The following is a 21,813-nucleotide window of genomic DNA, read 5'->3' as shown; positions in this document are numbered from 1 at the left end:
CAAGTATAATGATAAAAATATTGCAAATAAATATCCCTTGGTTAAGGAGAAGTATGATAAATTGGATGAAAAGAGAAAGTTTGAAATTGATTTTAATTATCTCCTATCATTTAAGTAATTGTAAAACTGATGATATATTATTCTACCGAGAATTATTATCAGTATTTCTTGACCACCAAAAATCCTCCAGTTTCCAAGTATGATTTCTAAGTTCGTGGACTAAATCCTTTAATTCGTCAGAGTAATCAGTTTGTCCAAGCTTCATTTCAATTTCAGTCTGTATTGTCCAAAGAGACCTGCTCAAATAATTGATATGCTTTTTTAGCTCATTCATTCTATCATAGGAAATCTCAGAATCATTGCCGAAATTAAAATCCTCCGAATTAGAACAATTATTTGATAAATAATATTCGTCATCATTATCATCACTCTTTATGAAGCCCAGCCTGAGCGCCACTTTTTCGGAAGCTGTAAAATGATCTTTATCCATTTCAGCTTCGTTAATCGTTATTCTCTGTTCTTCTCTCATTAAAAACAAATGAGGAATAATGGTTTGCTTTAAGGAATTTGTCAAATGTCCCATTCCCCGATATTCCGGTAGTACAAACCAATGTAAATCTCTTACCATATCGTATACAATGGCTACAAAAACGTTCTCTGCATTTTTTATCAGATAAAAATTGTCAGGTCCATCAGAAGAAGTTACACTATCTGTCAATTTGGGTATATCATCCCATATTTTGGCAAAATCCACATTTGAACTTAGAGGTCTACGATAAATAAGACTAGATATTTGGTTATTTTCATTTAATCCTTCAAGCAAAGATTGTAGTGATTCATTTGTCATTTTTTACTTATTGGTTTAGCTAAAAGACCTACCACTCTATTTCATATATTTTATCATCATCACTTAATTCCAGATCTTCTATGTTACAATTATACTTTTTTGCCTCCGACTGAAGAAAATTTAGTAGGTCATTATACTCTTCTGAAGAATATATAGAAACTTTCATTAAATCTGGTAATTTTCTAAAGGAATTCTTACCGCCGTTCATTTCAAAAAATGACGCATTAATATGTCTCATAAACAGATACAAATATTCGTTCCCTGCATTTACAGCACCATTGAGATAAGGTAAGAGCTTTTTGGTTCCGGCAGAATCATAATTTTCCATCGCCAATTCTATCCAGTATTCGAGATGTAGGAACGTGGCAATATCTGCTTTATTACTATCGACCATTCTCATATTGTATCTTAGTGCAACAATTGAAAAAACAATATGCGGCCAGGAAATTTTGAACCCGACATAAGGAATTTCTTCGATGGAATAATGGCTATGATCTTTTGTTAACCTGCTTCCGTAGGATGCTTTTCGTATCTCATACGAAAAACTGCTGATCAATTTGTTTTTGTCTTCGTAGCCTTTGATATGGTAGAAAGATTCGTTATTCCAGAATTTGGAAATAATTTCATAAAGGTATTCCAAATCATCACGGTTTCCCCATATCTCAATTCCTAATCCTTTTTTTGTCGGTACAGCATAAATCATTTACGATACTTTTGTTTTGAACAAATTTAATCAAGAAAATCTTTCTTTAAAAGTTTATTATTAGTTTTAGTGTTTAAATGTGAACCCGTAACCTCTTGTCAAAACCTAACTGTCAAAAGCTCGAAGATGTTTTTGAAATGAGATTGAAACGTAAGTAATAAATACTCGTCCAGCATTCACATAGCTTAAAGTATACTGAATCCTGTCCTACATTTGCAAGAGTAAATAGCAAAACGTCAGTTAGATGCGATTAGTCAGAAGGAATTTTACATTTAGGATGCGAAAAGTCAAGATAGCAAATATGCTTATCTAAATATTAGCAATACTTTCATAATACATAATACAAATATAAACAGATTTGTTTATATTTGTATTATGAAATCGCTGTTAAAATATAAAGGAATACATCCTGGAATCGTACTTGAGAGAGAACTTGAAAAGCGCTCGCTCAAAAAGCGTCCTTTCGCTATATCCATCGGTGAATCTGCACAGGCAATCAATAATATAACCAAAGGAAAAAGAAAGATTCCTGTTCCGCTGGCATTGAAGATCGAAAAGGAACTCGATCTGGAGGAAGGAAGCATCGTTGTCCTGCAAAGCTATTATGACATCAAGTTTGAAAAGGATAAAATGCAAGAAACACCGAATCTTTCAATCCTTCGCAGATCTCTGTTCTGGGATACTGATATCAATAAAATCGATTGGAACAGACAGCACAAGGCGGTTATAAACCGCATCTTTGAACGCGGCAATGATGATGAGAAAAATGAAACCATCCGTTTCTATGGAAAAAGAAAAGTCGAAAACGCATTAAAGTCAATGACTACACAACCAATGAGACTTCAAAGAAAATCACAATAATCAATATGTATTACAATACAGTAAACGATCTTCTGAAAAACAGCCTGCAAATTGTAATGGCATCCGAAACCTTTAAAGATTTCAGGCTTGTAGGGGGAACCTCTTTGAGCCTTCAATTGGGTCATCGTATGTCCATCGACATAGACCTGTTCAGTGATGCAGTTTACGGAAGTGTTGATTTTAAAGCAATAGACAACTTTCTCAGATTGGCATTTACCTATGTGGATAATTTCAGTGATCTTGAACCAGCAATGGGAAAATCGTATCTAATCGGCACTGATAAATATAATGCGGTAAAACTTGATATATATTATACCGACAGCTTCATAAGGCCTGCAATAATAGATGATGAAATAAGGTTAGCAACGATTGAAGAGATCATCGCAATGAAAATAGATGTTGTCCAGAGAGGTGGTCGTAAAAAAGACTTTTGGGATCTGCACGAATGCCTTCCTACTTTTGGGATTGGAAAAATGCTGGAGCTTCACGAAGAACGATACCAATATGGCCACGAAAAAGATTTAATTTTAAAAAATTTGATCGACTTTACATATGCAGACGATGATTTTGACCCGATCTGCCTTCAGGGGAAATATTGGGAGTTTATCAAAGAAGATATTGAAGAGGCAGTCAAAAATTATCAGAAATCATAATTTTTCATTGAAATTACAGAACCACTCATTCAAATCATTAAACCCGCTATAAAATAAAGAGCAGTCTTCCACATTATCGTAATTATTTTGAATGATTTCTTTTGTAACTTTCCCATTAGCATCATTATCAAGGAAAAGAGAAACTTTATGGTAATCCTTTAGTCTGTCCTTCACTTTAAAAAGCATCGCGGTGGAATTAAGTATCAAATAATCTGAAATTGAATTTTCCGCTTTGTCAATATTCCTATAAGATAAATAATCGAAAAAGCCTTCAAAGATTAAAACTTCATTTTTAGGATTCAGTTCATTTTTAATCCAAGTGACCTCCTTCTGACCCAAACAGATTTTAGCATATTTACTTCTGATTTCATAACCACCCGAATCATTTAGAAAGCCGATTCCAAAGAATTTTTTATCATTCAGTTCATAATTAATTTCTTTCACTAAATGTCTTTGTTCATAAACTTTCCTGGTTTTTAAATATTGAATTAGTGCGGGATGTTTGACATCACTTACCTGAATAATATAATAATTTTTTTCTTGTCCAGTATCTTGAACATTTTTGTCATTCACCATTGCGTAGTCGAATCTTGAAAGATATTTCAAAGCATCGGATACGGAACATTTGTTTATTATCTGAACAATTGAAATTACATCATAGCTCTTCCCTGTCCCGAAATCAAACGCTTTGTTTTTGATGTAGTCAACCGACAAGCTGGGAATTTTTTCTTCTCTGTCCAAAGCAAAATAGAAAGCCGTTTTCTGGTTTTGCTTCACAGGAAAAAGATTGAAAGATTCCAGTAGCAATCTGATACTAACTTTTTCTTTTATTTTTTCGCAATTCATTTTTTTTCTTTTAAAGCAATTTTTTCTTCATTATACTTTTAGATAAAAAAAAGACTTTTTATTCTTTTAAATATCCTTTTAATGTTGAGCCGGATCACCTTATAGAAGGGATTTTGCAAATGTTTTCGAATGAGCGCAATTCCGAAGGAGAGACGACTGCAAGTCCGAAAATTAAATGAGTGCAAGTCCGAAAAACCTCTTGTTTTGGAATGAGCGCAAATCCGAATTGAATCTTCGCCATTCAATCATTATTAAAAAAGACCATACATTACAAAGTTTTTCAATTTCAAAAGAGCGCAATTCCGAAAACTCAGTCATAAAATTTCGCATTTTAACTATCCTTTAACTTCAGCGACCGCAATTCCGAATAAGGGATGAGTGCAATTCCGAAATGCAGATGAGTGCAATTCCGACTTCAGATAATAACAGGATAACCGTTTGGAAGCAGTGTGCCCATTTTCGTTTTCATATATAACATAATGATGATGTCCTGCATTTCATTCAAAAATACTTTCGCTTGGTATTCCGTAGATTTTATTCCCTTTAATCTGCTTATTCTTATAAATTCCGTGAAAGCTCTTTCGATAAGTTCCCGGGTTTGCGTAATATGTCTGTACTGATAAGAAAACTGCGTCATTTCCTGCTCCTGCAGGCCGTATCTTTTTCTAAAATATCTTAATCTTCGGGTAACTTCAAGCTGCTCCCTATTATTTGATGACAGATCTATATCTGCAATCTTTCTTGTCTGATAAGGAGCTATAAATATCGAATCACCTTTATACCTGTAATTGAACGACAGATTATTGTGCCGGTTCAGGCTCACTCTGGCAGGTTTTAGAAACTTGAAACAAAAATCATTGGCCGTTTTATACTTAACTCCGAATTTCCTGTTTAATGTAGATAGCTTTACGGCTGTCCCGTTTTCCGGGATCTTCGATACCAGATGTCCACCATCCCTTTGTTCTTGACTTTTTTCGTCTCAAGGGTCAGGAGCACGGCATCGCCAACAGATGAAGGATCCTGTTGAATTCCGTCAAATTGGTTCTTGCTATCAAAGGATAGTTGTGTTGATGATAAATCAGACGATACATAAAACATTTTCAGCCCCTTCTCACCCTGTACCCGTAGCAACCATCCTGCGGATTGCAAGCCTGAAGCACTCACGGAATAAATTTGAGATGGTGATTTAAAAATCGTTATTCCTTCTTTCCCATTATATTTTATCAACTCATCTTCAGCACCATTCTTCCTGAGAATCATCACATCGTTTTTGACCTCAACCATCCTCCTGACATGAAAGAAAGACTGAACTATATTCATATCCCTATCATAAAAATCCAATCTATTGAATGATTTATCATTGTGGTGAATATATACTTGGTCTAAATGCTTTAAATATCCCGCACTTCTCACATCAAAGAAGGTCGATACTTTTTGACTTGATAAGTTTCTGTATTTCGCATTCTTCCCCAGCAGGTAAACCATTTCATTTTCCCTTACAAACTGCCATTGCCGGGCTCCCGCTTCTGTAAATAATTGTTTTGAATTATTCACAGAAGCGACTTTCATCTCTGCAGGCCTGCTCTCGTAAACCGATTGCCAGGCAATCCATTTACCATAATCTGACATACTTAGGAGCCTGATCTCTTCTTCCGTTTCTACCAATTCCTCGAAATACCGCATACTCTCCTGTGCTTTGAAGACAGAATGTGCAATCAGGAACATAATGACCATGATAACTATTTTCCTAAAAATCTCCATGAAGTTCTTTATAATTCATTAGTTGACCATAGTTAATATCCTTCATTTTGCGGATTTAGCTTCGGATTAAGAAGCAGTTCCTTGGCGGGAAGCGGCCATTGGACGTGAAAAGTCTTCCAATTGGGCTTTACAGTAGTCAATTGATTCAGCAATCCCCATCTTTTAAGATCAAAAAAACGGATTCCCTGTTCCGAAAACAGCTCTTTTCTTTTCTCGATCCGAAGTTCATCCATTGCAGCTGATGCAGTCAAACTAACCGGAAGTGCACTTAGTCCGGCGCGCAGCCTTGTCTTATTGATCAATGGTATCGCTTCTGATACTTTGCCCTGCAGTATGAGTACTTCGGCAAGCAAAAACTGAGCTTCCTCCAGACGCATGATCACGGAGTATTCATTGGGATTGCTGGCTGCAAGATTTCTGTATTTTGAAATTTTATAATTCGTCTGTGTCTGGAACGGGACTGCAGTGATGTACTGTTGCTTCCTCAGATCATTATTTGAGAACTGGCTCACCAGATTCGGGTTAACCATAAAGGATAAGGGTGCCGCCGTAAAATTATACAGGATAGCTTCTTTGGTTGCCTCATTGGTGTTTCCTGGCTTCAGCTGCCAGATGATATGGCTTCCTGCCTGAAATACTTTAGTGATGTCATTTTGAAAAGAATAGTTCGAGGCCTGAACAATAGTCTGTAAAAGCACTTCTGCCTCATTGTTTTTATTCAAAAGCATTTTAATTTTTGCAAGGACAAGATAAGCAGCGTATTTATTCGGATAGATCTTTTCCGCATTTCGATAGCTTGTCGGAATCAGGTTGACTGCTTCTGACATATCCGTTTCAATCCTGGTCATGAACTCATTTTTAGGCATCCTCGATAGCTGGCTGTTGACGGTGTAGTCAGTGGAATCGGTATACGGAATTTCCCCATAGATCTGGTGCAGATAAAAATACAGCAAGGAACGTACGAAAAGTGCTTCACCCGTAATTCTGTCCTTTACCGCCGGGGACAGTGATTTTGAATTACGGACACCCTCTATGATGCTGTTGGAAGCGTAGATCTGCTGATACGCATTCGTCCAGACATTGGTGACCACGGAATTGTTTGAAAGCTGGGCATTATAAAAAATATCCGACACCCCGTTGATCCCCGGAGTGTACACGGTGCTGATATCATCGGTATATAGACCTCCCAAAAGCCCGAACCCTTCAACCCCACCGGACAATAAAGAATTACTCCAAAGACTGGCATAAAGCCCTGCCAAAGCAGCTTCGGCAGTCTGTTCATCTTCAAAGACGAGTTCGGTCGGTAATTGGTTGTTAGGAAAATCAGTCTCTATCCATTTCTCACAGGAGGCCGGAGCCAATACCAGGCTTAAAGATAAAGTGAGTATAATTTGTTTGATGTATGTTTTCATTTCTTTCGATTTTATATGAATTAAAAGGTCAGTTGAAATCCTAATGAATAAGTCTTTAACGGCGGAAGAAATCCGGTCACCACAAACTCAGGATCCAACCCGAAATATTTGGTAATGGTCAGCAGGTTCTGTCCCTGCACGTAGATCATCGCCTCCCTGATCCCGAACTTCTGCACAGGGATGCTGTAATTGAGCTGTACATTTTTCAGCCTTATGAATGACGCATCGCCGACCGCTGCCGTCGAATTCTGAAACAAAGAATGCAGGGTATTTTTCTGTGCAATCGTCCCCGAAGTGTATTGCATATAAGTTCCTGTAGGATTGTATGGCGACCAGGCATCTAATACTTCCACAGGTTGGTTGTTCATATTCCCGGGAATCAACATCTGGCGGTTGTAATTCCAGTTTCTCTGTTTCACAAACTGAAAAAGAAAGGAAGCAGACCACTGTTTGAATCGCAGATTATTGGACCAGCCTCCGAAATATTCAACCCCTATTTTCTCGATCACCTGATTATCGTCAGGAGAGGTCAGTCGTCCGTCCCCGTTAAAATCCTTGAAACGGTACAGACCTGTTGCCGGATCCACCCCTTCAAACTGATAGACCTTCACCAAAGACATCGGATAACCTATCATATATTGGTTGCTGTAGGTAGAGCCTGCAAGATTCGGAAATTCCAACAGCTTATTTCTTGGAACAGAAAAATTAAATGAAGTCTCGTATTTCAGTTGTGAACTTTTAAGCACCTGCGCTGAAAAATCAAATTCCCATCCTGTATTCTGGACCTTTGCCGGAAGATTGGATTGAATCGACGCAAAACCTGCGGTGGCCGGCAATGGAATGCCGACTAGCTGATTGGACGAACTGTTGTTATAATAGGCGACTGTCATATTAATACGGCTGTTTAAAAAGGACAATTCAATCGCTGCCTCTTTCTTCACCGTCTTTTCCCAGCTGAAGTTGGGATTGTACAGCCTTGACGGTGACAATCCTGTGATCCCATTGTAAATATTTGTAGTGATGCTGTACGTATTAAGATACTGGTAATCCCCTATTTTATCATTTCCGGTCGTTCCCATACTTCCCCTCAATTTGGCAAAACTCAGCCAGCTCAGTTCTTTCATAAAGGATTCCTCAGAGAAGATCCATGCGGCACCTACCGCTCCAAAATTCCCGAAACGGTTGTCAGGTCCGAAACGGCTTGAACCATCCCTCCTACCCGTAAGATTAAGGATATACCTTTTCTTAAACTGATAATTGAACCTTGCAAAAGCAGCGGTATAAAAGTACTGGCTGTTCACCTGATCAGATACGATCTTGGTTTTAGCAGCTCCTATGTTCCGGATAAGTGCATTGCTTTCAAAACCTATTCCCTGTATCGAACCCTGCCGGGCTTCAGACTGCTGAAGCGTGGTTCCCACCAATACATCAAAACGATGATCATTCCAAGAATACTCTGCGGTGATCTGCGGTTCCAGGAGATAGGAAAAGTTGGTCTGATTATTTTTTGATGAGATGGAATTCGCACTAGTCAAGCCACCCGAAGTATTATACATCGTGTGAGGCTTCAGGCTGATCTCTTCAAAGTTCTGATAGGTAATCCCACCATTGAACTTCAATGACATAAAAGGAAACAGGCGATATGAAATATTGGTTCCGCTGTTGATAAAGGAAGTCGAGTTCAGATATTCACTGTTGAACAATGCCACAGGATTGGAGAAGGTATTATTCTGCCAATTGATATTCCCTGACTCATCGTACAGTGCCGGAGCATTAGGGCTCAGGGTCAGACTCCTTTTAGTCAGATCGTCGTTCTGAACATTGTTATTCTGGAAAGAAAATGAGTTGCTCATGTTTACCTCCAGGCGTTTATCAGGACTTCTTAATGTAAAATTCCCAGTAATGTTATTCGTCCTGTATCTGAAATCAGCAGGAAAAACCGTGGTCTGCTCCTGATGACCATAGCTGATCAGATATGAGGAATTATCAGAACCACCGCTTAATGACAGCTGAACCACAGATGCATCAGCAGTCCTGCCGATGAGTTCCTTCTGCCAATCCGTATACCGATTCTGATCCCACGTATTCAGGTCATACGCATTGGCAGGGATTGTTGCAATCCCGTCATTCTGAAAAGCCTGCCTTCTCATCTGAAGATACTGCGACGTATCCATCATTTCCATACGATTGGCCACCGTACTTAATGAATAGGACGAGTTCAGCTTCAGATCAGTCCTGCCCTTTTTTCCCTTTTTAGTCGTCACAATAATGACCCCATTGGCTCCCCTACTACCGTAAATTGCAGTAGCATCAGCATCTTTCAATACCTCAAAACTTTCTATATCATTCGGATTGATCGCATTTAAAGGATTGATGGATGAATTTGGTAAGATCGTCACTGAATACAACGATGGCGTTTCAGATCCCAAAGGAATCCCGTCAATAATATACAAAGGCTCATTCCCTTCGCGACGGATACTGTTCTTCCCTCTTATCTGAATATCAAATCCACCTCCCGGTGTTCCTGAATTCTGAGTGATCGAAACCCCGCTCATCCTCCCCTGCGCTGAAGCAAGGACATTCGTGACAGGCTGGTTCTCAATATCCTTCGCAGAGACCTTAGCAATGCTCCCCGTTCTCTCTTTATCCCGAACCTTATAATATCCTGCATTGAGAACGACCTCCTCTATTGATTTCACATTTTCATTCTTTCTCTCAGTTCCATTCCCAATCCCATCAACATTCTCATTCTCTTTACCCAATGACACATCAACAGTTACTCTATCTCCTAAAGAAACTTTTCGTTCAGGATAATCAGGTTGCTTAAAGACAAGGACAGGATTCTCTCCTGATACCTGAACCCTATAAATACCTGAACTATTAGTAGTAGCAACCGAATCACTACCCTCCTGAAATATACTTACCCCTGAAATCGGTTTATTATTAGTATTATCTGTAACAGTGCCTGTAATCACACGCATCTGCCCTATTGCTACGCCGGAGGCGAGCAATGTGAAGCTAAAAGCCAATTGGATATGACTCAGGCTGCAAAAGTTTTTTTTCATACTTTTGAATAGATTTAATTCGTTAAATTTTAGGCTCTCTTCTACACTGCGTAAATTCCACAATACTCATAGTGTTAAGAGGGCTATTTTTTTTCTATGGTTAGTTCTTATTTGACTATCTCTTTCTTAAAAATCAATCTTGTTTTTAGCATTAACCTAATTAATGTATTTCGATAATGCTTGGGAGGAAGCCTCAGTAGATACATAGCAAATCCTCCTGCCCCAGCACATCTTAAAAAATTAATATGAATGAAAATTGTGTCCTATAAAAGCTTTAAAAGCCGCAATGAGTTGTACACCCCATTGTATCTTGCAGTCTGATACTATATTTTAAGGAAGCGGCTTAGGGTGCAGAATATGAGAATGCTGGAATAAAAACAGCGTGAAACTCTACATATCCATTCTGAGGTACTGGTATACCTTGTATACAGATAAGAGAGCTCACGCCGCGGTCGTGAGCTATTGTACTTATCCTCTCGTATACTTTAAATTACCAGTTTTCAGAATGAGATTCTAAGCAATAGCTTCTAAATTTCTTTGAAGTATCGCAAAGTTACACTTCAGTAACTTATTTTACAAATATAATAATAATTTTGATTTGTGACATATTTGTCAATGATAATTTTGACAAATATGTCACTTTTATTCAATGAAATATATTGATGATAAATATTTTATTGCAATCGCTGATTACATAAAACTAGTAATTGAGGAGAAAGATATTGATATCGCTGATTTAGCCGCCGCCGCTAATGTTGATCGGAAACAAGTCTATAGACTAATAAACAAGGAGAATATTCCTAAACTCTCAACATTGATAAGAATATCTTTAGCTGCCGGCATTGAACCACAAATTCTTTTCGCTCTAAAATTTGATTTTGCCATTTATATGAAGGAAAATAATATTCTTAAGGCAGAACCTAAAAAGAAGAAAAAATCCTGACGAGAGTTGGGATTTTTTTGTATTTACGGAAAACCGTAATCATCTGATATAAAAACATAGCTATTTTTACTTTTATTAACCAAAGAAGATTTTATGGGTGATGACTAAGTAAAAGAGCAACAGATGCAGCTAGAGTCAATTTGAACTAGAGGTGGGAACTCGACCCCTGGTCAAAAAAATTTGACATAACCAAAGAAGTGTTGAAAGAAGTAGTAAATGCTGTTGGAACGTCTGCTGCTAAATTTAAAAAGTATCTCGAAAATAATTTAGGTTTTCAATATTGCATCTCTTAAATGCTTATCTACTAAAAAAATTACAATTAAAAACAATCATGAAAATAGAAGAATTACAAACATATGAACAAGTAATAAATTACTTAGATAAGAGAAAACGAAGTTATCATTTACTGTTTGGAAATGGTTTTAGCATGGCCTACGATCCAAAAATATTCTCTTATAATGCGCTAAGCACATTTATTGAAAATACAGATGATGAATTTTTAAAAAAATTATTTAAGGTTGCAAATACAAAAAACTTCGAACTGATAATGCAACAACTTGATAATTTTGTTGAAATTGCAAAAGTTTTTGAAATAGATAACTCATTTATAAGTAAAATACTAGAAGCAAATTCAACATTAAAAAATAGTTTAATTGAGGCCGTAAAGGAATTACATCCCGAACATGTTTTTATTGTAGCTGAGGAGAGGAGTAAATCTTGCCACTCTTTTTTAGATAATTTTTTATCAAAGGGAGGGAAAATATACTCAACAAATTATGATTTACTAATGTATTGGGTATTGATGAGGAATGCGTCAAAAATAGCTATTGATGGTTTTGGAAGAGAACTTTTAAATCCAGAAGAAACTAAAGCAGGACAAGAGCCCGAATGGTCAGATCTGATATGGGGAGAAAATAAAAACAGGCAAAATATTTTCTATTTACACGGAACATTACCAATTTTCGATACAGGAACTGAAATTGTAAAAGAAGAATATGACTCAAGACATTACCTATTACAAAAAATAAGTGACCGTATGGAATCAAAATCATATCCAATATTTGTCACGGCAGGCAATGCACAAGAAAAATTAAATCAAATTTCGCATAATAAATATCTAGCTTTTTGTTACGATGACTTTTCAAACATTGAGGGTTCATTGATTGTTTTCGGTTTCAATTTTGGTGAATACGACACACATATAATCGACGCAATCAATAAAGCTGCAAATCAAGGAATGCCAGCTGCAAATATTCTTAGAAGTGTTTATATAGGTGTTTATTCAGATGAAAGTTTAGAATATCTTGAATCTATAAAAGATAAGTTCCGTTGCAAAATAAATTATTTTAATGCTAAAACAGTAAGTATATGGGATTAAATAATGCGCAGGAGATCATAGTAAAAATAAACAATTTATTCTTCCACAATTATTACAAATAGATCAATTTCTTAACATCTTTTAAAAATTCAAGTCAAAAAGCATAAAATAATCACATTCGATATTTTCAGCATCTATATTATATTGATTTGCTGATGCGTAGCACACTTGTAATTCTTCATTTTTTAAAGCAGACATGGCTACACCTACAGTAGAAATTTTATTGTTAAGGGGTGATACAATTAAGTTGAATCCAGCAAACTTTTTTATGATTTTATCTAAAGATTTAAAAGTATTTTCATAAGAAATGCATGAGAATTCAAACTCTTCTACAATTAAATGTTCATACTTCTTCTTTATAAAATTATATTTATTATCAGCTATTTCACTTAATTCATTAGTAATAGAGTCAGATTTAGATGGTTTTCCTAATATTATGTGATATGGTTCAAAAGAATCAATAATATTTTCGGTTCTTTCTTCTTCAAAACCTGCTAAAATAATCAATACTGTTTTTTTTGATGGAGACAATAGTCCTGAATAACCAACAATTGAACGGATATCTCTTACTCCTCTCGTCATCCAAGCATTTTTTGAATTGTTGGCATAAGATTTATTTGGTGTGTATATTATTTTCACATCAAAATTAGCAAACGTTGGAAGTGAGAGAACTTTGATAAGTATCAGTAGTATCTCACGAGTGAAAGTGGAAATGTCAATTACAGTTTTTAGCTTTGCTTTATTATTAAGTAGAGAAACATTTTTTAAAGTAGAGTAAAAAATGTCAAAAGTATCCAAAGGAGCATTTTTAGGATAAATAATTTTTTCTATATCATTAAAATGTTCCTCAATTAAACTTAAGTGTTCGTTCGATATCCGATATGTGTCACTCATGTGAAAGACAATAGCTTTCGCAACTAACGATTGACTTAGAGATAGCGCAACTTTTTTAGACCTACTTTCAAAACCTGATGAACAAATAAATAAGTCAATTTCATTTAAATGTTCAATAAGATTATTTTCAATTATTTTCATAAGTCATCAAAAAGGTTTAGTTGTTGAACACTTGCTTGAGAATCTTCAATTTGCTTATTAGCAATTTTCTCAAATTTTTTAGGATCTGTGAGACTAATCTTTAAAATATCACTATTCATAAATTTATAACCTTTAAACCCGTTGGGATCAAGCCTAAAGTAAGGCGCCAGAGTTCGGCTTAAAATGTAAAGCTTACACCGTCCCGTTCCTTCTTTATTACCGATTGAACTCCGATGTATGTAACCATAATGTTCAGCCAAATCAATAATCTCAGCTAATTCCCTGTCTGGATTATCATATAGTGCAACAGAAAAAACTACACGCTCTTTTTTTTCTGATACAAATATACGATGGAACATCTGACCTAAACCACTGATCATATTAAAAAGTTTATCTGCTTTACTTAATATTTCATTTTCACCTTTAATACCATGAACCTCTTTTACTGACTCAAACTCATCTTCTAAAAATTTTCTAGAATAATTCTGAATTACTTCATTTTGAATATTTACTGGTAAAAATTTCACATCATTTTCCGCACCATTCTTTGAAATGTTTTCAGAGAACATAATTGATGCAGGTTCAAGAAAATGTCTGATGATACCAGACGATATATCAACTAAATTATTAAAACCTGCATAATTTAAAGTAGAACCAGAACGTTTATTCTTCAAAAATTTTAAATATTCAGAAGAGGCATATCTCCTTGCGGCATCACCAGCAGTATGCTTTTTTTCTGAGTCCTCATATTCATTTTTTAACTTATCGTAAATTTCTTTAATCTTTTTTACTTGTTCCTTATCAGGTGGAAAAAAATCTTTAGGACTAATATCTAATTGTAAATATTTTTTCAATCTTCTTGTAACAATATCTTCAATCCTATGATAGTAATTATTGTTCGATGTGGTATAAATTGTTGCAATATTAACTTTTGAATAGTCGTGAGGTGAATCTATAGTTTTATTAGTAATGGTTAAGTAGCTTTTATAATCTAATTGTGTTGAAATTTTAATACTTACAGAGTCGGAAGTTCTATAAGAAACCCAAGTATTTAATATTTTAGTTTGAGTTTCATTCAAATATCCAGCATCATCAGCTAATATAAATATAGCCCGATCTTGAGGCATAAATGATAATTTTTTTAATTCTAATAGAAGAGGATAAAGAAAATCTAAGTAATTACATAATGGCCCATTATAATCTTCCCTACTATCTGGAATCAAAGATCTTTTACAATAATTTTTGCAAATAATTAACATTGAATCCAAAATACTAACAATCTGCTTAATGTATTCAATACCTGTATTAAATTTTTTCTTGTATTTGTCAATTTCAGCTCCAGAAATTTCTACATGCCACAAAAAAGTATTGTTATAAAAATATTCAATCTCGCTAAAACAAGCATTTATCTCATCCTCATATTTTAATAGGCTAACAAAACATTTTGAAGTAACAAAAGTTGTAAGCAGATGTTCATTAATAAAAATATTTGAATTTTGCTTAAACCTTTCTAACTCGACATAGTTAATATCTGTTAGCTTAAATGGAACATACAAAGAAAAATAATCAATTTCTTTTAATGATGAATTTTTACTAAGTTTTTGACAATCTGGCATCATGTATCTAAACATCATACTTTTTCCAGATCCACGTGGTCCATTTAAAAATGCATGACCTATTTTATTTACTTGATAAAAATCAGTAAACACATCGACAAATAGTTCGTGTGCATCTTCAGCTGATATTCCTTCTGGGGTTTTCACATCAAACGGATTTTTCATTTCAAATAGTTTTCTCAGCAATAACTTCTGCGATATATTCTCCATCAATATTACGGCCTGCAGAAGTGATTAAAGATTTTTTACACATTGTAAATATATCTTTAATATTCATTAACGGATATCCATTTTCTTCCATAACAAAAGATATTGGGTCAACCAAATAATCTTCGTATTCATCTAATAAATAAATATCTACAGTAATTTTAGTGTATCGATTGTGAGGAGGAAAAAATCTATTACAATATAACGTTTCTAAAAATGTCTTCAAACATCGATCATAAATTTCATCTAAAAGAAAGTGATCAGTGATTATATCTTTCCTCTTTTTTTCAAATTTTTTATTTAGATTTTTTGAGCTTACACAAAAAGATAATTTAATAACATTACCTTCGAGATAAACTGAATCAATAGCTTCAGAAAACCTATGATAAATTTCACTGTGTTTATCTAAAGGCTCATGATTAAGTTGCTGTTGGTCTTTTAACTCTAAAAGAAATCTAGATGCTCTAGACTTATCTTCTGCTAGCTCATCAGCAAGCCTTAAAATTGAAGCTAACAGTTTTGGACGAATCTTCTTACCGGAAATATAATCGTCAGATTGCAACATACCAATAGGGTCATTTTTACCACCATGCGCTTTAGCAATATCTCCAATAATTCGCCTTTCGTTTACAAATAATAAGCTATTAGGATTTTTATCAAATCTACTCAACAATTCTTTTGCCGCCTGTGCATGCCCATCTCTATCAGAAATTAAGTGACCACTGTCATGTAAATTGATGGCAACCAATAAGATAAACACTTCATATTGTGATATTGAAAAACTGGCATCACTTAATTTAAAATTTGATATAATCTTGGATGCTCTGTCAATAACCATTTTTATATGATCAGTGCCATGATCATTATAATAACCTTCTTTTTCTATTTCTAAAATTTTAGTTTTTATTTCGTTATGTATAGATGAAAAGTTTGGCTTTAATATCTTATAAGTTGCTACATAATCTTTTCCCTCAGGAAAAGAATCGTCATTAGGGTTTAGGTCTGCTAAAAATTCTTCTTCAATATTCATTTGCTGAGCTTAATTTAATAATTTGTTCAAATAGCGCTTTTGCTAGTAAAGGAGGTACAGCGTTACCTATTTGTTGTTGTTGATACGTCAAACTACCCTTAAATTCAAAGTTATCTGGAAAACTTTGAATTCTAGCAGCTTCTCTAACTGACAACCCTCTGTCTTCAAAAGGGTGTATAAGCATGTTTTTTCGATAATTAGCAATAACTATTGAAGGCTCATTAGGATTTAATCGTTTATATATACCACTATGACAATTGTTAGTATTTTTATAATTTGTCATTAGTTCATCTGGAATAGCCTTCCAATTTTGACCAGGTTGGATATATTTATATCGATCGATGACAAATTGTTTGTTTCTTGAGACAAAATTTTGCGTTGCCTTTTTTGAGCTACCTCTCATCAACTTCATATAAGAATTAACGGGGTCAGTTTTATATTCAAGTTCTATATGTGTAGCGCCATTGCTTAAAACTGGTAAATCTGAGATTGCATCAAAAACATTATAGGTTTCGGTTTTTTTCTCCGGAAAAATAAAATCGATTCCTATTCTGTTGCCTACCATAAAAAATCTATTTCTATTTTGCGGAACACCGTAGTCAGAAGCCTTTAAAATTTTCCATTCGGTTTTATATCCTAAGGTAGTAAAAGTCTCTTTTAGCTTTGCAATGACTTTTCCTGATTCAAAGGTGGTTATTCCTTCCACATTTTCAAAAACGAACCATTTCGGATTCATTTCCTTAATTTGCCTTATATATTCATGAAACAAAGAATTGTTAATATTTTCAGTATTTCTAGTTTTGGTATTTGATGTCGAAAATCCTTGACAAGGAGGTCCTCCAAAAATTATAAACGGCTCTTTATAACTTTTATCTATAACTACTTTCCTAATATCCTCGTTAATAACTTCAGTATCTGGATGATTAGTTTTAAATGTCTCGACGGCATGTTTGTCATACTCAATTGCAATCTTAACTTCAATACCAGCCATGACTGCTCCAACACTCATGCCACCAGCACCACTGAAAAGATCAATTGCCGTTAGGGCATTATTATTCATTGGAATTTATAATATGATTATTAAGTCCTTAATTTCTGGTAGATAACAAATTTTGTTTTTCAATCTAAACCTTTTTAAAAATTAATTTAAAAGAAGCAAATATAATATATTATAAAACATTTTTAAGATCTCATCGATAATATTTTTAGATATCTCCATAAAAAATTTCCTGTATTACCTCCTCCAAATCCCCAGTTTCCGAAATACTGTTGAAAGCTTGGAATATTATGGTATATGTATCTTCCAGTCCAGATATAAAGTCCCAAAAATCATTCTGTACCCATCCCTCGTTATGGGGCTCCAACGGCCATCCCCTTCCTATGGTTCTAGTCCAAAAGTCTGCTTCTCCATAAGGGTTGTAAGGGAAGACGATTCTCGCTACAGAGTTTCCGTTTGGATACTTTGAATAAAAATAGGAGTACCAATTAAGGACTTGTACAAAGCAACGGGCATAACCTCCAACATTAGCCTGGACAGTTTTTGTATCAAAAAAATAATCCACACCATTTTTCTTAAGCCAGATATCTACCCCGAAGCCCTTCGGCGCAGGTATGTAGTCATTGATAGGATTTATCAGGAAATTCTGGCAGGACTCCTTAATCCTGTCGTGACAATATTGTGCGTTGTAAGTTATGTTTTTATTGTTCCTGCCTTCGATAAGCATCTGCACCGTATTTTGCAGCATCGCGGGCATATTTGCAGGAGCCTGTAAATTTGAATTTACTACTTCAAAACCATTCGATGAAGCTATTGCTTTAGCCAATGGCTCCCATAATGTCGTACCTAATGAAGTTTCCATTCCTCCAACTACTGAGCGTATTTTTCTTTCAGTAGGTATGATAAGATCTAGAATTTGAAAATTTGGAACAACGTTTCGTCTATTCCTAATATAATTCGATATTGAGCGAACAACGGTTTCGCGCACAATAGTATAGACTTCTTCTCTTGTCGGCATGCTTATTAGATAATTTGCTATAAATATAGCAAATTATCTTTTGTATAAGGCATTAAGGAATTTTATAATGGAATAGCCTACTTCCTTTCCTAGGTTTACCGGCACTGCGTTCCCAATCTGCTTATACTGCTGTGCTAAAGACCCGGCAAATTCCCATTCGTCGGGGAAAGTCTGAACCCTTGCATACTCCCTTACTGTAAAAGGCCTAGTCTCGTCAGGATGGCAACGTTCGGTCTGTTTCTGGGCAGGGCTGCAAGTCAAGGTAAGGCTAGGCTCGTCCCATCCGATCCTCCTTGCAATACCTGTCTTGCCTCCGCCTAGAAAAAAGCTACCACCCATGTATTCTTTTTGCAGATCCAATGGCAAGTCGCGCCAATAGCCTTTTGGAGGGACTAGGTCAAGTATCTCAGCTTTTCTCTTTGGGTATTTAGCACCTCCTGAAACAGGGACATCCGAATCATATAGTTCCCCTTTCTTTAATGCATCCTTTAGGGTGTAGATTTTATTGTATGGGTTTGGGTACTGGTAATCTAAATCAATATCCTTTCTTATTCCTACTAATATAAGCCTTTCCCTTTTCTGTGGCACATTGAAATTGATTGCTTTCAAAACCTGAACGGGCACAACATTATAGCCAATTTCGTCCAATATGGAAATCATCCCTTCCAGTGTCTTGCCATTGTCGTGGTTAAGCAGACCACGCACATTTTCCCCAATGCAGATTGGAGGGTTTACTTCCTTAACTGCCCTTGCAAAATCGTAAAACAATGTTCCCCTAGCATCTGCAAGACCTAATTTCTTACCTGCGTAACTGAAGGCCTGGCATGGGAAGCCACCTGTAACGACATCTACCTTACCATGGTATTCCGTAAAGCCGAAATCCTTGATATCGCCTTCCAAAACATTCCAGTTAGGACGGTTGTTACGCAAAGTCTGGCACGCAAACTTATCAATTTCATTCAAAGCGACACATTTTAAGCCCGCCTTTTCCATTCCTACCGCAAGACCGCCTGCCCCAGCAAAAAGCTCCAATACCTTATAATCATTGTCAGGACTAGTAAAATTGCCCTCGACACTCCCATTTTCATTTAAAAATCCTTCGAACATCTTCTCGACATCAGCCCTCTTGTAAAACCTGTAGTTGCTTAAAGGTTCCCTGATAGCCACCAGCTTTCCTTCCCTGTCCCACCTCCTCAAGGTCTCCTTGTTTTTGCCAAGCAGTTCCGCCGTCTCCGCCAAAGATAAAAATTCATTTGTAACCATATTATAAAACCTTATACATTGGTTACAAATATAGAAGTTTTCAAAAAAACTGCAAAGAAAAAAAATACTATATTTAAAAAAAACTTTTAAACATGTATGAACTATTTGATAACCAAGGGAGAAAAATCGAGCACCATGACCTTCAGGACAAATCGCATTGGTGCGAGGACGGCGAAAAGATCGAGGAAGCGTTCGTAAGGCTACACGGCACACAGCTTAATTTGGCAATAAACCCAGCAAAAGAACATGACCCCTATGCTCCAGACTTGATCAATACTGTAACAGGAAAGCTAGGAGACCTGAAGTTTCAGGCGACACCTTTTTTCAGGGCACAGAAATTATTTGGCATAGACCCAACTTATGTAGTGGTGTTCAATGAGAAGGACAAATTAAGGTATCAGGAGAAGTATCCCGAAATAACAATCTACTATTGGGTAAATTGGATTGCAGTAAGATACAAGACGGATTGGAGCGAGATTAAGGCTCAGCCTTTGAACGGGGTCTGGAAAAGCGGGTTTCCTGAATTCAACAATTACCTCTCCTCTCGCCCGCTCCATTCTTACCAGCAAAGAGTCGACGATACTAAAGGAAATGCCAAGGGCAGCTATGTATGCGACATTAGGGACGAAGTGTTCGAAAAATTAATATAATTATTAGGAAGAACTTTCAATAAAAGACCTCACTGTGAAAATACAAGCGTGCAGGTCTTTCTTTACTTGGTGCTCCCAAAACCTCAAAACGGTATAGCCCATCTCTTGTAAGACAGCAGTATTTTCAAGGTCCCTTTCCATGTTCCGTTCGATTTTTTTTATCCAGTAGTCAGCATTTGACTTGATACGGAGCTTTTTCTCTTCCCACTTGTAGCCATGCCAAAAGTCTCCGTCAATGAACACGACAAGCTTATATTTACGAAAAACTATATCTGGTTTTCCTGGAAGCTTCGAAACATTAATACGGTAGCGGATGCCAGCCGCCCACAATGCTTTCCTAAAAATAATTTCCGGCTGGGTGTCCTTGCCCCTGATTTTAGACATCAGCTTTGAGCGCTCAGGGGTGGTATCGAAAATATATTTTGCCATAATCGAAAATTTGGTCTCGATTATAATTGCAAAAATGATGTCAAAAATTTGGTTCAAATAATACTGGACGAAAGCCTCTTACTGGAAGACAATACTGAAGTTGCTCAATGATGTTCTCACGCCCTTAAAATTGCTGCACACACATTAGTCGGATCATCCTTTATCTCACGAAGCAATCAATTCGTTGAAAAGCCCATTAAAATATTCTCCCCACTAATTTAATTTATTGGATAATTTTAATAATAAGATAATTACTATGGATATTTCAGTAAAAATACTGATTATTAGTTGGCCACGCATAGGTAGCTTTGCTATTTATGGAAATCCGTAAAGTATGCACAATTGTATTTTGTACATTTGAGATTCGTATGGCATTTCACAGCAAAATTTAGTAAATGATAAAAAACTTAACAAATATTTGGAAAGACCCAGTTTGGAGCAAGGTTATTTCCGTAGGGATTATATTTGTAATCACTTTGGCATATAATAAAATTGAATCCTACACTCAAAATATTTCCTTTGCAGAAGCATTCATTAAATTTTGGAATTATCCTATTAAACTCTGGATATTAATATTAGTCATAATAACTATTTTACTAATCTGCTGGGTATACTTCACTATAAAACGAAATAGAAAATTCAGGTATGACGATGATACAATTACATTGGATTCTTATTTATACCTAAAGATTAGGGATGAATTACTTACTGATGATATGATTATGAATGTGAAACAGAATATATTATCAAGCAATTCTTTTTATGGTGAGAGCCTATTCAATATACTGGATTTAACTGATGAAAATAGAAAGTCCTACTTTGAGTTCCTAAATCCAGTTTTAGAAGATAAAAAAGCACAGCTAATCCAAACAATAGAAAAACTGCATTCTGTTACGGCAAATACGGTCAGTGGTGTCCTTGGAACTCCAGGATACCTATCAATTCCAAGAGAATGGGCTCATAATGACCGTGAGAGATTTGATGATGCTTGGAAAAAGATATCCTCTGTTGAAAATGAACTTGCCCAAAAATATGACGACTTTATTAAAACTGGGAAAAGAATACTAAAGGTTTAGGCTAAAATCCAGACAAAAGAGGA

Annotated in this window: 21 protein-coding genes; 7 read left to right on the top strand and 14 right to left on the bottom strand. The window is 35.6% G+C overall.

What is annotated here, in order from left to right; translation table 11 throughout:
• Positions 1 to 142: 142 nt before the first annotated feature.
• Both LNP04_RS17035 and LNP04_RS17030 read right to left on the bottom strand, forming a co-directional pair.
• Complete coding sequence (locus LNP04_RS17035; protein WP_229984088.1) at positions 143 to 847, bottom strand: GNAT family N-acetyltransferase; 705 nt, start codon at positions 845 to 847, stop codon at positions 143 to 145.
• Between the two features lie 28 nt (positions 848 to 875).
• Positions 876 to 1,550, bottom strand: coding sequence for a DUF6904 family protein (locus tag LNP04_RS17030; RefSeq protein WP_229984087.1), 675 nt, complete (start codon positions 1,548 to 1,550; stop codon positions 876 to 878).
• Positions 1,551 to 1,925: 375 nt separating this feature from the next.
• Here LNP04_RS17030 and LNP04_RS17025 point away from each other — a divergent pair, with 375 nt between their 5' ends.
• Together LNP04_RS17025 and LNP04_RS17020 are read left to right on the top strand one after the other, a co-directional pair.
• Positions 1,926 to 2,411, top strand: coding sequence for a DUF6922 domain-containing protein (locus LNP04_RS17025; RefSeq protein WP_229984086.1), 486 nt, complete (start codon positions 1,926 to 1,928; stop codon positions 2,409 to 2,411).
• A 5-nt stretch (positions 2,412 to 2,416) separates the two neighbouring features.
• Positions 2,417 to 3,064 (top strand): nucleotidyl transferase AbiEii/AbiGii toxin family protein, encoded by a 648-nt coding sequence (locus LNP04_RS17020; protein WP_229984085.1) that lies wholly within the window; start codon positions 2,417 to 2,419, stop codon positions 3,062 to 3,064.
• Here LNP04_RS17020 and LNP04_RS17015 read toward each other — a convergent pair.
• The 5 genes from LNP04_RS17015 to LNP04_RS16995 form a co-directional block, all read right to left on the bottom strand.
• Positions 3,059 to 3,910: a toprim domain-containing protein gene (locus LNP04_RS17015; protein WP_229984084.1), complete on the bottom strand. Its 852-nt coding sequence runs from the start codon at positions 3,908 to 3,910 to the stop codon at positions 3,059 to 3,061. The genes LNP04_RS17020 and LNP04_RS17015 overlap by 6 nt on opposite strands.
• A 415-nt stretch (positions 3,911 to 4,325) precedes the next feature.
• The gene (locus LNP04_RS17010; RefSeq protein WP_229984083.1) at positions 4,326 to 4,733 is read right to left on the bottom strand and encodes a hypothetical protein; all 408 of its coding nucleotides are present in this window, start codon (positions 4,731 to 4,733) and stop codon (positions 4,326 to 4,328) included.
• Between the two features lie 83 nt (positions 4,734 to 4,816).
• Positions 4,817 to 5,671: a hypothetical protein gene (locus LNP04_RS17005; protein WP_229984082.1), complete on the bottom strand. Its 855-nt coding sequence runs from the start codon at positions 5,669 to 5,671 to the stop codon at positions 4,817 to 4,819.
• 32 nt (positions 5,672 to 5,703) lie between these two features.
• Positions 5,704 to 6,828, bottom strand: coding sequence for a RagB/SusD family nutrient uptake outer membrane protein (locus LNP04_RS17000; protein WP_229984081.1), 1,125 nt, complete (start codon positions 6,826 to 6,828; stop codon positions 5,704 to 5,706).
• A 275-nt stretch (positions 6,829 to 7,103) separates the two neighbouring features.
• The gene (locus tag LNP04_RS16995; protein WP_229984080.1) at positions 7,104 to 10,148 is read right to left on the bottom strand and encodes a SusC/RagA family TonB-linked outer membrane protein; all 3,045 of its coding nucleotides are present in this window, start codon (positions 10,146 to 10,148) and stop codon (positions 7,104 to 7,106) included.
• 649 nt (positions 10,149 to 10,797) lie between these two features.
• Here LNP04_RS16995 and LNP04_RS16990 point away from each other — a divergent pair.
• The 3 genes from LNP04_RS16990 to LNP04_RS16985 all read left to right on the top strand — a co-directional run bounded on the left by LNP04_RS16990 (position 10,798) and on the right by LNP04_RS16985 (position 12,469).
• A complete protein-coding gene (locus LNP04_RS16990) occupies positions 10,798 to 11,091 on the top strand; it encodes a helix-turn-helix domain-containing protein (RefSeq protein ID WP_229984079.1) in 294 nt (97 codons plus the stop codon).
• A gap of 197 nt (positions 11,092 to 11,288) precedes the next feature.
• On the top strand, positions 11,289 to 11,384 hold the full coding sequence (locus tag LNP04_RS19615) for a hypothetical protein (protein WP_407928610.1): 96 nt from the start codon (positions 11,289 to 11,291) through the stop codon (positions 11,382 to 11,384).
• Between the two features lie 38 nt (positions 11,385 to 11,422).
• Positions 11,423 to 12,469, top strand: a complete 1,047-nt coding sequence (locus tag LNP04_RS16985; RefSeq protein WP_229984078.1) for a DUF4917 family protein — start codon at positions 11,423 to 11,425, stop codon at positions 12,467 to 12,469.
• An 81-nt stretch (positions 12,470 to 12,550) separates the two neighbouring features.
• Here LNP04_RS16985 and LNP04_RS16980 read toward each other — a convergent pair whose 3' ends face one another.
• The 6 genes from LNP04_RS16980 to dcm all read right to left on the bottom strand — a co-directional run bounded on the left by LNP04_RS16980 (position 12,551) and on the right by dcm (position 19,635).
• On the bottom strand, positions 12,551 to 13,504 hold the full coding sequence (locus LNP04_RS16980) for a hypothetical protein (RefSeq protein ID WP_229984077.1): 954 nt from the start codon (positions 13,502 to 13,504) through the stop codon (positions 12,551 to 12,553).
• A complete protein-coding gene (locus tag LNP04_RS16975; RefSeq protein ID WP_229984076.1) occupies positions 13,501 to 15,285 on the bottom strand; it encodes a hypothetical protein in 1,785 nt (594 codons plus the stop codon). The genes LNP04_RS16980 and LNP04_RS16975 overlap by 4 nt, the downstream gene beginning before the upstream one ends.
• A 1-nt stretch (position 15,286) precedes the next feature.
• Positions 15,287 to 16,357, bottom strand: a complete 1,071-nt coding sequence (locus tag LNP04_RS16970) for a hypothetical protein (RefSeq protein WP_229984075.1) — start codon at positions 16,355 to 16,357, stop codon at positions 15,287 to 15,289.
• On the bottom strand, positions 16,347 to 17,417 hold the full coding sequence (locus LNP04_RS16965; protein ID WP_229984074.1) for a DNA cytosine methyltransferase: 1,071 nt from the start codon (positions 17,415 to 17,417) through the stop codon (positions 16,347 to 16,349). Before LNP04_RS16965 ends, LNP04_RS16970 begins: the two co-directional genes overlap by 11 nt.
• A gap of 145 nt (positions 17,418 to 17,562) precedes the next feature.
• Complete coding sequence (locus tag LNP04_RS16960) at positions 17,563 to 18,372, bottom strand: TdeIII family type II restriction endonuclease (RefSeq protein ID WP_229984073.1); 810 nt, start codon at positions 18,370 to 18,372, stop codon at positions 17,563 to 17,565.
• A gap of 33 nt (positions 18,373 to 18,405) precedes the next feature.
• The gene (gene dcm / locus LNP04_RS16955; RefSeq protein WP_229984072.1) at positions 18,406 to 19,635 is read right to left on the bottom strand and encodes a DNA (cytosine-5-)-methyltransferase; all 1,230 of its coding nucleotides are present in this window, start codon (positions 19,633 to 19,635) and stop codon (positions 18,406 to 18,408) included.
• Between the two features lie 92 nt (positions 19,636 to 19,727).
• Between dcm and LNP04_RS16950 the strand changes: the two genes are divergently transcribed.
• Complete coding sequence (locus tag LNP04_RS16950) at positions 19,728 to 20,285, top strand: hypothetical protein (RefSeq protein WP_229984071.1); 558 nt, start codon at positions 19,728 to 19,730, stop codon at positions 20,283 to 20,285.
• A 3-nt stretch (positions 20,286 to 20,288) separates the two neighbouring features.
• Here the strand turns inward: LNP04_RS16950 and LNP04_RS16945 are convergent, their stop codons facing one another.
• A complete protein-coding gene (locus LNP04_RS16945) occupies positions 20,289 to 20,714 on the bottom strand; it encodes a very short patch repair endonuclease (protein ID WP_229984070.1) in 426 nt (141 codons plus the stop codon).
• A 395-nt stretch (positions 20,715 to 21,109) separates the two neighbouring features.
• On the opposite strand from LNP04_RS16945, the gene LNP04_RS16940 reads away from it, so the two are divergent.
• On the top strand, positions 21,110 to 21,790 hold the full coding sequence (locus LNP04_RS16940) for a hypothetical protein (protein WP_229984069.1): 681 nt from the start codon (positions 21,110 to 21,112) through the stop codon (positions 21,788 to 21,790).
• Positions 21,791 to 21,813: the final 23 nt, after the last annotated feature.

The organism is Chryseobacterium sp. C-71 (assembly GCF_020911865.1).
Taxonomy (GTDB): domain Bacteria; phylum Bacteroidota; class Bacteroidia; order Flavobacteriales; family Weeksellaceae; genus Chryseobacterium.
The sequence above is the reverse complement of the archived record's forward strand: the minus strand, read 5'-3'. Positions and strand labels throughout refer to the sequence as shown.